Here is a 12,595-nt window from a genome sequence, read left to right as displayed (position 1 = left end):
AGGTGTGATGACAATACGGATCTACTATAGTAAATGCCCGGTCGTGGGACGCCGGGTGTTTATGACCACCACATGGAGCCGTAACGATGAAGCCTCTTTTTTTCACCGCCAAAAAGCCAACGACAACACAGGTCGCGACGGGTATCCTCATCCTGCTCGCCGTGGCCCTGGGGCGCCCTTTCCCCAGCTTCGGGGAAGGGGCCGTCACCCTGACCTACGCCACCAACACCGCCCCGGTGGGTCTGCGCGGCATGGCAGAAAAAGCCTTTGTGGATGAAGTGGAACGCCTGGGCCGGGGAAAAATCCACATCCGGGTCTTCTGGGAACAATCCTACCTCAAAGACAAAGAGATCCTGGAAGGGGTCAAAGACGGCACCGTGGACATGGGGCACGTCAACATCAACTATTACCCCGGCCGCCTGGTGGTCAACGGCGCCATTACCCTGTTCCAGCAGGGACCTGCCGATTACACCAACCGCATGTGGGTCTACGACACCATCTACGACAACATCCCCCAACTCAACGCCGAATTTCTGAAATACCGCCAGAAAATTGTCTACACCTACTCCGTGCTTCCCATTGCAGGGGCCTTTACCGAGCCCGTCTCTTCCCTCAGCGATTTCAGGAACCGCAGAGTCCGGGCATCCAGCCGCTGGCTTCTCAAGGTTCTGGAAGGTGTCGGCGCCGTCCCCGTCTCCCTGCCCTGGGCAGATACCTACATGGCCCTGAAGACCAATGCCCTGGAAGGCATCTACACCAACATCGACGCCATCCACCGCGTAGGCCTCGACACGGTGGCACCCAACATCCTGGTATTCAAAGAATTCTGGAACCCCGTCCCCTTCCATGTTACCATCAACATCGACACGTGGAATCGCTTGCCCCAAGAGCTCCAGGAGATCATCCTCACGGCCTCGGCCAACTCCAAACGCCACTTTGCCACGCTCTATAAGCCCATGCTTGATGAAACGGTGGCAGCCCAGAGAGCGTCCGGCTGTTCGGTCGCCTTTGCCTCAAAAGAAGAGGTGGACACCTGGCTGAAGCTCCCCGAGGTGATCAAAATCAAGCAGCTCTGGGTCAAGGAGGTCAGCCCCCTGATGCCGAAAATGGAGGCCAGACGCATACTTGAAAAAATCCAGTCCATTGTGGCCGAAGGCATGGCAAAGGACGCCGAAGCCCTGTAAGGAAGAGGCCAGGTTCCCCCGGCCGTATCAAACTGTCCCACTGCCCGGATCCAATCGGGTCATAATGATACAGCCCCTCTTCCGCTCCCACCCCGCACCCTTCTGAACGCCACCGACGCCCACATTTTTTTCAAACGCCTGTTCCCTGCGAATTCACGCTGTTGTGTAAAATCAGCGCCAAATCCAGGGCCACCAGGGCAAAAACACCCAGACTTCGGCCCTGCTTTTGCAGTACAACACATCACCACGCTAGGCGTGGTCAAAAAACCAACTGCCATCATTACACACGCAAAGGAGTATCCATCATGGCACAATCAGATGCTGTCTACGGATTTTATATTCCCACCGTCACCCTCATGGGCGTAGGCTCCCATAAGCAACTCGGAGAACAGATCAAAACCCTGGGCGCCAAAAAGCCCCTGCTGGTCACGGACAAGGGCATCACCGACGCCGGTCTTACGGCGCAGATCACGGACCTCATCAAAACCGAGACCGGCTCCGAGGTCGTTCTCTTTGACGACACCGTGCCGAACCCCACGGACAAGAACGTGGCAGACGGCGTGGCCCTCTTCAAGGAGAGCGGCTGCGACATGATCATCACCCTGGGCGGGGGCAGCCCCCACGACTGCGGCAAAGGTATCGGCATCGTGGCCACCAACGGCGGAACCATCCACGATTACGAAGGGGTGGATCAGTCCACCCAGGCCATGCCCCCCTTCATCGCCATCAACACCACGGCCGGAACAGCCAGCGAGATGACCCGGTTCTGCATCATCACCGACACCTCGCGGAAGGTGAAGATGGCCATTGTGGACTGGCGCGTGACCCCGGCCATCGCCATCAACGACCCCCTCCTCATGGTGGGCATGCCCTCGTCCCTCACCGCGGCAACAGGCATGGACGCCCTCACCCATGCGGTGGAGGCCTACGTCTCCACCATCGCCACCCCCGTCACCGATGCCTGCGCCCTCAAGGCCATCGAGCTGATCTCCGACTATCTCCGCCCGGCCGTTGCCAACGGCGAGGACATCGAGGCGCGGGACAAAATGGCCTACGCCGAATACCTGGCGGGCATGGCCTTCAACAACGCCAGCCTGGGCCATGTCCACGCCATGGCCCATCAGCTCGGCGGGTACTACGACCTGCCCCACGGGGTGTGCAACGCCATCCTGCTGCCCCATGTTTCCCGATTCAACCTCATCGCAAGGCTCGATCGCTACGTGGATATTGCCATTGCCATGGGGGAAAACGTGGAGGGCCTCTCCACCCGCGAGGCGGCCGAAACCGCCCTGACCGCCATCCAGACCCTCTCACGGGACATCGGCATCCCCGAAAACCTCACCGTGCTTGGGGTTAAAAAAGAGGACCTGCCCATCATGGCGGGGAACGCCCAGAAAGACGCCTGCGGTGTCACCAACCCCAGGCGCCCCACCCTTGAGGACGTCGTCGGGATCTACACTGCGGCCCTTTAGACGCAAAAAAGCCTCCGGCATCACTGCCGGAGGCCCTGCCCCGGAGGCGCGCCACACCATCGTGCGGCGCGCCTTCCCTTATCCCCTCCCCAGAATCTGTTACAGGCCCAGTTCCACAAGCCCCTTGATAATGGCGTACTTGGTCAGCTCAGCCGTACCCGAGATCTTGAGTTTTCTCTGAATATTGGCGCGATGGGCCTCCACGGTCTTGGGGCTGATGAAGAGCTGCTCGGCGATGTCCCGGTTGGCGTGGCCCTCGGCGATGAGCTGGAGCACCTCCCGCTCCCGGTCCGAAAGCTTGTCGAGGCCCTCGGGTTCGGCGGCTCCCCCACCCTCCTTCTGCTTCACGTAGTAGGTGATCACCTTGCTCGAAATGTCCGGGCTCAGGTAGGACTCCCCATTATGGGCCACATGGATGGCCTGGATAAGATCGGTGGTGGCCGACCGCTTTACCAGGTACCCGGAGGCCCCGGCCCGGAGGGTCTCAAAGATGTACTCCTCGCTGGTGTGCATGGAGAGGATCAGGATCTTCAGCTCCGGAAACTTCTTTTTCAGCTGGCGCGTGGCGTCCATGCCGTTGAGCTCCGGCATGGTAATGTCCATGAGCACCACATCCGGGACGAGCTGCTCCACCATCTTTACGGCCTCCCGGCCGTTCTCCGCCTCCCCCACCACCTCGATGTCGGGCTCCGCATGAAGCAGGGCGCAGAGCCCTTTGCGGACGATGGTATGGTCTTCGGCCACCAGCACCTTGATGTTGCTCATGTTGTCTCTTCCTTCTTTGCCTTCCACGGAATCTCCGTGGTGATGGAGGTCCCCTGGCCCGGGCTGGACCACAGCGTGAACCGTCCCCCCAGAAAGGCGATGCGTTCGCGCATGCCCAGAAGCCCCAGTTTGTGATTCATGTCTCCCCCGGAGGCCACGGCCTCAGGCTCGAACCCCACCCCGTCATCCTCCACCGTAAAGACGATCATCCCGTCGGTGCGGCGCTTCAAAGAGATGGTCACCCGGGTGGCCCGGGCATGTTTGACGATATTGTTCAGGGCCTCCTGGGCCAGCCTGTAGACGGCGGCTTCGATCTCCTCGGAGGGCCGCTCCGAAAAGTCCGGGGCGTCAAGGATCAGAGGGATATCCACCTTCTCCCCGATGCGGCTCAGATACCACCTTAAGGTGGGCCCCAGACCAAAATCCCGCAGCATGGGGGGCCAGAGGTTGATGGAGAGATCGTGTGCCTGCTCATACAGGCGGTTGACGATCTCTTCTGTGTCTGACAGGAGCCCGGTGAGGTTGGCACCGACCCCTGAAGCGATCATCTTCTTCATGGCCGCAAGGTTCAATGTAGCGGCGGTGAGGGCCTGGCCGATCTCGTCGTGGAGCTCAAAGGAGATCTTGCGGCAGGTGGTCTCCTGCATCTCAAACACCTTGGCCGAAAGCCGCTCCAGCTCGTGGCCGTGCCGCAGGGTGGCCTCCATGAGATTCACGCTCTGGATGGCCACGGCAAGGGACGTGGCCACCTCCTTGACGATATCCAGGTTCTCGATGGGCAGGCCGGGCTGGTCGAACCGGCAGAGGTTCAGGGCCCCGATGAGCTCCTCGTTGGCCATGAGGGGCACGCTCACATACCCGTCCGTGCCCCCTTCCGACTGCTGAAAACCGGAAAGCAGGGCGTTTTTTTCCGCCTCGTCCCCGGCCACGGTCATGCGCCGCCCCCTGGCCAGGATATCGGAATGGAACTCCCCGATGGGATAGGCGCTCCCCTCGGGCACCCCGTGCCCCGAGGCCGTGTCCACAGCCACCACCGTGGCCCGTGCCCTCTCAAAATCAAAGGAGACCACACAGGCCCAGCGACAGTCATACAGGTCCCGCACATACCGAAGCACATCCTGCACCGTCTCCGAAGAAAAACTCCCGTCCAGCACCGCACGGTCGATGGAGTTCAAGACGCGCAACTGGTTGGAGTAATAGGTCAGGGAGGTCTCCACCTTCTTCCGCTTAAAGGTGTTCACCACAAGCACCAGGATGACCATACCCAGCCCGGCGATGCTCAGGACAATGCCCCACACCAGCTCTTTGTAGGTGCTGTAAAAGGAGAAGGGTACGTTGATCACCTCGGTCCCTGCCGGAAGGGAGGCCTCTTTGATATGAAACCGCTCCATGAGAGTGTAGTCGAACATATGGCGGTTGAGGCTCTCCTTGAACACCGGCACGGCCTGGACCGACGTGCCGGACAACAGGCCCAGGGCAATTTCGGCGGCTTTCTCTCCGTGGGCGCTGCCGCTGGCCATCATGCCCCCCACCACCCCGTACCCCAGGTAGTTGTCCCAGAAGGTGTAGATGGGGGCACTGGAGGCACGGGCCACCCGCCGGAGGCCCTCCTTCATGGAAAAGGTCCGGCCGGTACGATCCACGGTGAAATTGACAAACAGGACCACCGTGTCTTCAGGCAGGTGGCTCACCTCCTCCTGGAGTTCCTCTATACTCATGGCCGGGATGAAACGGAAAAGGGACGGATCGTCCATGAATTTGAAATAGGTGACGATGGTTTTCAGGATGGCGATGCTGGTGTCGGTCTGGTCCACCACCACCAGGATCTCCCGGGTCCTGGGATGAAGGCGAAGGGCGGTGCGGACGGTCTCCAGGATGTCGATGCGTTCCACCACCCCGGTAAAGCGATCGTGGCCGAACATCTCGAACTCTTCAAAGTAGTTCACCCCGCAGAAAACCACCGGGGTGTCGGCAAATATCTTCTTTTTTTCATCCAACAGAAAGCGGAAGGCCGAATCATCGGTGGCGATGATCACGTCCAGGGGTATTTGACGGTATTTCTGACTTAAAAAATCGGCCAGGCGGCGTGCCTGGCCTGCGTTGCCAAACCGTTCGGCGTCCATGTACTCGTAATAGACACTGAGGACCATGGACGAAGCGTCCGCACGCGCCAGCCCGGCGTCGATGCCCTGTGAGATGCTGTCATTCCAGACGTGCCCCTTGTGAAAAGAGTGCAGGATGAGGATGTTCTTGTGGGGAGGCTCCTGGGCCTCGGCTCGGGGCGCGGGCAACACGATACACACGACCGCACACATCCATAAAACAAAAACCCGAACACCTCGCTTTGCATCAAACACGATGAAAACCCCGAAACATAAAAAGCAGCCCACGGCTGTGCCCGTGACCCAAAACAGACCGACCGAATGGGCCTGCAACAAAACCGCCCAACACCCTCTTTTGATGATGGATGGTGGAAATCTATCAGCGCGCCCTTCAGAAAGCAAGCCGCGGCCCCTTGAAGGGAGCGCTTTTTCATGTCATCTTGCGCAACGCCCTTCCAAAGCCGGGGTATTTTCGGTAACTCATAGTGTGAAGCCATCAGATTTAATATTTATAAGGATCAACCCCATGCAAAGCCCGACCTTCGACCCCACCATGCTCCTCAAAGTCGCCAGAACCCCCATGCCCTTCGGAAAATACCACGGCGTCCTCCTCGTGGACCTGCCCGAGCCCTATGTGGTGTGGTTCCACCAGGAGGGATTTCCCAAGGGGGAGCTGGGGGAGATGCTTGGGCTGGTCTATGAGATCAAGGTGAATGGGCTGGAGTATCTGTTTGAGCCGCTGAAAGATGGGAAATCAGGTAATAGGTGAGAGGGCATAGGTTATTCCGATTAAAGCCCAGAGAATTTCAACAGCCATTTATCTGTTTCCGAAAGAATGAAACGGGCCTATCTCGCAAAAACGGTTACCACGTATCACACCCCACGCGAGTGCTCTGAATCCGTTTGCGGGATGTTTGCCTTACATGCTCTCGTCACAGGGCTTCCAGGTATGTTTCGCTACTGTGGTATCGCCACCCTGGCCGCCGGATGCAGTGCGGTTAAATCCATAATGGACAAGTAGCAACAACGTATCCTGTTACGTCGAAGCTTGTGAACCAGCCCGCGTTAACCATCGACGTTTATGTCGGGCGAAGCCCGGGTCGAAGGCCATTGCGATTTGCTCTGAGGAACGAAGGGAAAGCGCAATGGCAATCAGCTTTCGAGGTGGCTCACCTCGCCGCCGGAGGCAGCCCTTGCTTGTTTTTGCGTTCCTTCTTCCAAGATTTTACGCTATGACAGCTCTATGACCACTCTCATCCTCACCGAAAAGCCCTCCGTGGCGGTTGACTTCTCCAAGGCCCTGGGCGTCCGCACAAAGCGCGACGGCTATTTCGAGGGCAACGACACCCTGATCTGCTGGGCCGTGGGCCACCTGGTGGAGCTGTTCGCCCCCGAGGATTACAGCCCCTCCTTCAAGAAATGGTCCCTGGACACCCTGCCCATCCTGCCGGAGCCTTTCAAGTACAAGCCCATCAAAAAAAGTGGCAAGCAGCTCTCGGTCATCAAAAAGCTCCTCAAAACCCCGGGACTCTCACGGGTGATCATCGCAACGGACGCAGGGCGCGAGGGTGAGGTCATCGCCCGGACCATCCTGTTGCAGGCGGGCTTTACGGACAAGGGGCGGATCATGCGGTTCTGGACAAGCCAGGCCCTGACCCCTGCCGTGGTGAGAAGCACCCTGAATAAGCTGAAGCCCATCACCGACTACGACCGCCTCTGGCGGGCGGGGTACTACCGGCAGGTGGCGGACTGGATGGTGGGAATGAACGGCACCCGGGCCCTTACCGTGCGCCTGGGGGATCTTTATTCCGTGGGCAGGGTGCAAACGGCGGTCCTGGCCCTTCTGGTGCAGAGACGCCGGGAGCGGGAGAACTTCAAGCCCGAGCCCTACCTTCTGATAAAGGTTCACTTTCAAAACGAGAAGGGCACCTGGATCGGCACCTGGTTCAAAGGCAAGGAGACGCGCCTCTTCGATCTTGAGGCGGCAAGGGCCCTTGTGGAGCGGCTCACCGGCGACAACGCACCGGGCACGGTACTCTCTGCGGAAAAGGAGAAAAAGTCAGAGCCCCCGCCCTTTCTCTTCTCCCTCACCGACCTCCAGCAGGAGGCCAACAAGCGGTTCGGGTTCCCGGCCAAAAAGACTTTGAGCGTGGCCCAGGGGCTCTATCAGGACAAAAAATGCCTCTCCTACCCCCGCACCGACTCCCGGGTCCTGGGCACCCAGAACCTGGACATGGTCAAAAAGCTGGTGGAAAAGCTCACCCCGACAGCCCCGGCCCTGTTCGAGGGGGTGGACCACGGACGCATCTCCCTTTCCAACAAGCGGGTTTTCAACGACGCCAAGCTCACGGACCACCACGCCCTGATCCCCTTAAAGAACCTGCCCCCCAGCGCATCGCCGGACGAGGCCAAGATCTTCGAGCTGGTGCTCCGGCGGTTTGCCGCGGCCTTTCACCCCAACTGCCACTACGAGAACACAAAGATCGTCACCGGGTTCTCCCAGGAGACCTTTCAGACCACGGGCAAGATCATCCTGTCTCCGGGCTGGCGCGCGGCATGGCCGGTGAAAGCAAAAAAAGAGGAAGAGGCCCACATCCCGCCCCTGGCCAAGGGGGATCCCGCCCACAAACAGAAGGTGGCCCCGGAAAAAAAGGAGACCACCCCACCCCCGGCCTACACCGACGCCCTGATCTTGAAGGAGATGACCAACCCGGGACGCTACGTATCGGAAAAGGCCATGAAGGACCTCTTCCGCGGTGAGATCGGCATCGGCACCCAGTCCACCCGCGCCCAGATCCTGGAGATCCTCATCACCCGCGAGTACGCAAAACGTGAAGGCAAAACCCTCAACGCCACGGACAAGGGCTGCTACCTGGTGGAGATGCTCCAGAAGACCGCCGTGAGCAAGGTCCTCACCTCCCCTGAAGAGACCGCCCGCTGGGAGATGAGCCTCAACCGCATCGCCCTGGGGGAAAACGACGGCTCAAACGACACCTTCCTTGCCGCCATCAAAGGCTTCGTCGAAAAGTCCATGGAAGAGCTGAAAACCCTTGCCATGGAAGGCAAGGCTCCGGCCTCCCGCAAAAAGACCGGTGAGGTGGTGGGCCGCTGCCCGGCCTGCGGGGGCGAGGTGATTGAAGCTTACAAAAACTACGCCTGCACCTGCGGCTTCACCATCTGGAAAAAAATGGCCGGCAAAACGCTGACCCCCAACATGGTGGGCCACCTCCTGCGCACAAAAAAGTCCGGTCCCTACAACGGCTTTCTCTCCAAAAAGAAAAAGCGATTCTCCGCGGCCATCGTTCTTGTGCAGAAAGAGGGCACCTGGCAAACCACCTTTGACTTCGACTCCAAGCCCAAAAAGAGCGGCAAAAAAAACGACGGCCCCGTACCCTGGGCCTCGGAGCGCCCTGCCTCCGAACCAAACCAGGTGCAACCACCTGCCCCCAGAACGTCCAGGCCCGACGCCCCCCAGAAGCCCCTGCCCCCCTGTCCGGCCTGCGGCGGCACCATCATCGAAGGCAAGAGAGGCTTTGGCTGCGCCAACTGGCCTGCTGACAAAGGCGGCTGCCGGTTTGTCATCTGGAAAACCCTCTTCGGCAGGGAGCTCACCCGTACCCAGCTCATCAGCCTGCTCTCCATGAAACCCACCCGGCCGTGCAACCTCACGCGCCCCGACGGCCAGCCCGTCAAAACCCGCATCCGCCTCACCAACACCCCACAGGGTTGGGTGGCCATGGCAGACCCGGACGAGCAGGGGTATCATCATTTCCAGGCCGTTGCGTGCAGCCACGGATAAAAGACAGACAAACCGCCAGTGGCTACACTCTTAAACGAACGACATCGGGAGAACCCTCGTTGCTGCATTCACAGACAGACGCATTTGAGCTGCTGAAAACCATGGGGGCACCCGGCCACCTCATCACCCACGCCAAGCTGGTGGGTGAAGCGGCAAACGCGCTTCTGACCACATTTGAGAAACTGAACGTTCCCGTCGATTCCGAGTTTGTACAGACCGCGGTTGTGATCCATGACATAGGAAAAATCGTCCACCCCCAAGAGATGTCGACGCCCGGTTCAAACCATGAACCCCAGGGTGAAAAAATGCTGCTTGACCAGGGGGTTTCTCCGAAACTGGCCCGGTGCTGTTTGTCCCACGGCCGCTGGCATAAAATGGAATGCTCCCTTGAAGAGCTGACCCTTGCGCTGGCTGACACACTCTGGAAAGGCAAACGCATTGATGCCTTGGAGCTTAAGGTCATTGACCTTATCGCAGGTCACCTTCACAAGGACAGATGGGATGTGTTTCCCCAGCTCGATTCCCTGTTTGAACGTATTGCAAACGAAGGGGATAGCCGGTTAAGGCGAAGCATCGGCGGCTAACCCGGCAGGCCCGGATAATACCCGCCGGATTTGTTCGCCAAGATCAGTCTGTATTGGGCTCAAGGCAGATAACAAGCACACCCGAAAAAACACCTGCCAGGGTCTCCAAAACCCGCTCCAAAATATCACGGTTCTCTTCGGGGCATTTCAGTGCATGGTTGCATAATCCCCCAGAGCATCCGGAAATATCTTTTTTTTGTCTGTATGTAAAAATGCTGATGGCCCCTCCGGCCTATGCCTCGCAAAGACGGCCTGTCCCATCGTCTTTAGTTGCCTGACGCAAAACGCGAAACGTCAACAAGATGATTTGTTTTCCCGGAGGCAACCATCAGGGTGTGCATGGAAGGAAAGAGCAGTGGAACGCAGTGTGATGCGACACGTTTAAAAACAAGCCTGTTGCTTCCCTTGTCCAAGTCTATCAACTCACCGTGGCTATATCCTTGTCCCCATTTATCTTTAGAGCCCATCAGGATAATTGAGTTCGGCCGCCCTAAGGGAACGGCGGAATAGGCATGCTTGATACCCGACACGAAATGATATTCTCTCTCAAGGCCCGGGACACGCCAGCTGTCGATCTGGCCTTTTTGTGTCACGGTATAGAGTTTGTCGCATGTATCGTTAAATGTAACGCTGATGATCAAGTTCCCCACTTCATAGGGTTGTATGGCCCCCTGCTTCACAAGAACAGGTTTATCGCCCTGACGCGTCACTTCCCAGACATCAATACCACCCGTCGAAGAGCCCACGGAGAGCCAGCGCCTGTCAGAACTCAAAGCCATTGATGTAGCAGAGGCCTCGAATTTATAAGTATCGTCATAAATACCCCATCGGGTGTCAAATATCTTTACGCGGCCTGCGCCGCAGGCAAATACGACCTTATAATCTCTAGTTTCCTCATAGATTATTGACGCTTTACGCGCATCGGCAATTGTGGTTACCAAAGACCCTGTCTTGAGATCCCAAACTCTCGTTGCATCGTCAAAATAAGAATTTGTAAAGCCCATGGCACCGTCATCTGAGATGGCGATGTTGCTCACCCGCATGTCATGTGCCTTGAAGTTTTGAGGTGCTTTCATTCCGCTGGTATCATGCCACTCAACCATTCCGTTTTCATACCCCACACCCAGCATTCCGCACGTGGGGTTGTAGGCAAGCGCTTTAACCGAAGAGCCTTTATCATACTGCAACCCTTCCAGGTATGTCCGCAGATCGGATTTCACGGTTTCTGGTTTGACTTTCGGGGTTTCCGGAGCCTTTGATTTTACGAACTGAGGGACCAGCAGGATGCAGAGGGTAACTAGCAGGACGGCCAACAATCCCTTTTTTTGATTTTCATTCATCATATATTTTTCTTTCAGCTTACGCTTAAATGATCCATCGTTTCCACTGAAACCTCGTGCTTTCAGTGGGTAGCGGCCACATCAATACGAGAAATCAGCCCGAAGCATATTTTTCTCTTTATACTCATAATCAAATGCTTCCGGGAGCATGCCTTGATACACGGATCGATCAATTGCTTCCACGTGATATACAGGTGTGTCTTCGCGGATCCCCGTTACTGTGGAGGCTCCGGAATCACAGCAGATAAGAACACCGCTTACCCTGACGTCGCTCTGATTATAAAAAGTCCAGTTAATCGATGTCTGGCTCTCGAGAACCAAAAAAACCGGGCCCTCGTCGGGTAAGTATACATGGACATTATTGTTATAATCGGTGGTGGCTTCACCTGAAATGTGAACGGACCTGGCTGAATTACTTAACGCTTTTTCAAAAAATACCTGGAGGTCGCCTTTGCTGGATGCACCGGGATAGTTCACCACCGCTGCGTTAAAATTTGCTCTGTACCCATGGTTTTTGTACTCAATTCGCAGACGATGCGTTCCGGTTTCAAGGGGTATGGACAGGCTCCCATTGGAATCCAGCCCGTTGGGTATGGACACATCATCCAAAAAAAAGGCAGCCATACCGTGTGTTGTCGAAGCGAACGATATGGGCAGGCTGCATGCCTCCTGGACGTCAATGTTCGCCTCCCAAACGGCCTCAAAGCTGCTGGCAGGAATTTTACAAAAAACGTCATTCTCATAATTAATGGAAGGATGCGTGACCATTTCGGAACTCACATGGTCCGTCCCGTTAAAATACATGGCTGAAAAGGTGCTGACTTTGTACGGCCGTGGCAAATTCAAGGGAGGCGGGTCCAATGGTTTGCTGGTATCGGAAGGAGCGCTAAGGCTGACGTCCCCCGATTTTTTGAATCGCTGAAGCTCTTTGTTCAAATATGACAAACGCGATAGAGTTGATTGCGTGGCAAGGTTGAGATCAATGAAAAAACGTCCCTCATGATCTATAGAGCACGTCGCATTTCTCTCTTTCATCCATTGGATCTGTTCTTTTTTTAGCTGTCTTTTCTGATCATCGGTCAGAAAGGAAATCAATTCACCATACGTTTCATTGAGCCGGGTATCTACGGCCAGATAATTTTTGGTGAGACAATAGACGCCATCAAAATCATTTGTTGGGTTGTCACAGTTTCCCGCCAAGACAAGCGAGGGCAGGAGAATAAAAGCCGTCAAAATAGCAAGCCGAAGTGTTTTCATCATATCCTACTTTTCAAAGTTAAACATCACTCAACATCCTCAAACTATAAACAACCTTACCCACCATTTTCAAACATAGCGTATAGAACAAA

General features: G+C 56.8%; 9 protein-coding genes. 5 read left to right on the top strand and 4 right to left on the bottom strand.

Features of this window, described 5'->3' with window-relative positions:
* The first annotated feature begins 86 nt into the window (after positions 1-86).
* The gene (gene dctP, locus ACOYW0_RS20410) at positions 87-1,184 is read left to right on the top strand and encodes a TRAP transporter substrate-binding protein DctP (RefSeq protein WP_482415615.1); all 1,098 of its coding nucleotides are present in this window, start codon (positions 87-89) and stop codon (positions 1,182-1,184) included.
* Positions 1,185-1,489: 305 nt separating this feature from the next.
* Positions 1,490-2,656 carry an iron-containing alcohol dehydrogenase gene (locus ACOYW0_RS20405; RefSeq protein ID WP_482415614.1) on the top strand — a complete coding sequence of 389 codons (1,167 nt, stop codon included), beginning with the start codon at positions 1,490-1,492 and terminating at the stop codon, positions 2,654-2,656.
* 99 nt (positions 2,657-2,755) lie between these two features.
* Here ACOYW0_RS20405 and ACOYW0_RS20400 read toward each other — a convergent pair whose 3' ends face one another.
* Complete coding sequence (locus tag ACOYW0_RS20400) at positions 2,756-3,421, bottom strand: response regulator (RefSeq protein ID WP_482415613.1); 666 nt, start codon at positions 3,419-3,421, stop codon at positions 2,756-2,758.
* Positions 3,418-5,724, bottom strand: coding sequence for an ATP-binding protein (locus ACOYW0_RS20395; RefSeq protein ID WP_482415612.1), 2,307 nt, complete (start codon positions 5,722-5,724; stop codon positions 3,418-3,420). The genes ACOYW0_RS20400 and ACOYW0_RS20395 overlap by 4 nt, the downstream gene beginning before the upstream one ends.
* 325 nt (positions 5,725-6,049) lie before the next feature.
* On the opposite strand from ACOYW0_RS20395, the gene ACOYW0_RS20390 reads away from it, so the two are divergent.
* The 3 genes from ACOYW0_RS20390 to ACOYW0_RS20380 all read left to right on the top strand — a co-directional run bounded on the left by ACOYW0_RS20390 (position 6,050) and on the right by ACOYW0_RS20380 (position 9,906).
* Positions 6,050-6,292, top strand: coding sequence for a DUF3820 family protein (locus ACOYW0_RS20390; RefSeq protein WP_482415611.1), 243 nt, complete (start codon positions 6,050-6,052; stop codon positions 6,290-6,292).
* A 474-nt stretch (positions 6,293-6,766) separates the two neighbouring features.
* Positions 6,767-9,322: a DNA topoisomerase III gene (gene topB / locus ACOYW0_RS20385; protein WP_482415610.1), complete on the top strand. Its 2,556-nt coding sequence runs from the start codon at positions 6,767-6,769 to the stop codon at positions 9,320-9,322.
* 59 nt (positions 9,323-9,381) lie between these two features.
* Positions 9,382-9,906 carry an HD domain-containing protein gene (locus ACOYW0_RS20380; protein ID WP_482415609.1) on the top strand — a complete coding sequence of 175 codons (525 nt, stop codon included), beginning with the start codon at positions 9,382-9,384 and terminating at the stop codon, positions 9,904-9,906.
* Between the two features lie 266 nt (positions 9,907-10,172).
* Here ACOYW0_RS20380 and ACOYW0_RS20375 read toward each other — a convergent pair whose 3' ends face one another.
* Positions 10,173-11,249: a WD40 repeat domain-containing protein gene (locus ACOYW0_RS20375; RefSeq protein WP_482415608.1), complete on the bottom strand. Its 1,077-nt coding sequence runs from the start codon at positions 11,247-11,249 to the stop codon at positions 10,173-10,175.
* Between the two features lie 78 nt (positions 11,250-11,327).
* Positions 11,328-12,506: a lysozyme inhibitor LprI family protein gene (locus ACOYW0_RS20370; protein ID WP_482415607.1), complete on the bottom strand. Its 1,179-nt coding sequence runs from the start codon at positions 12,504-12,506 to the stop codon at positions 11,328-11,330.
* Positions 12,507-12,595 lie beyond the last annotated feature (89 nt).

The organism is Desulfoluna sp. HI9BLuna, from assembly GCF_056829775.1.
Note: the sequence above shows the minus strand (reverse complement) of the source record. Positions and strands in the feature narration are given on the sequence as shown.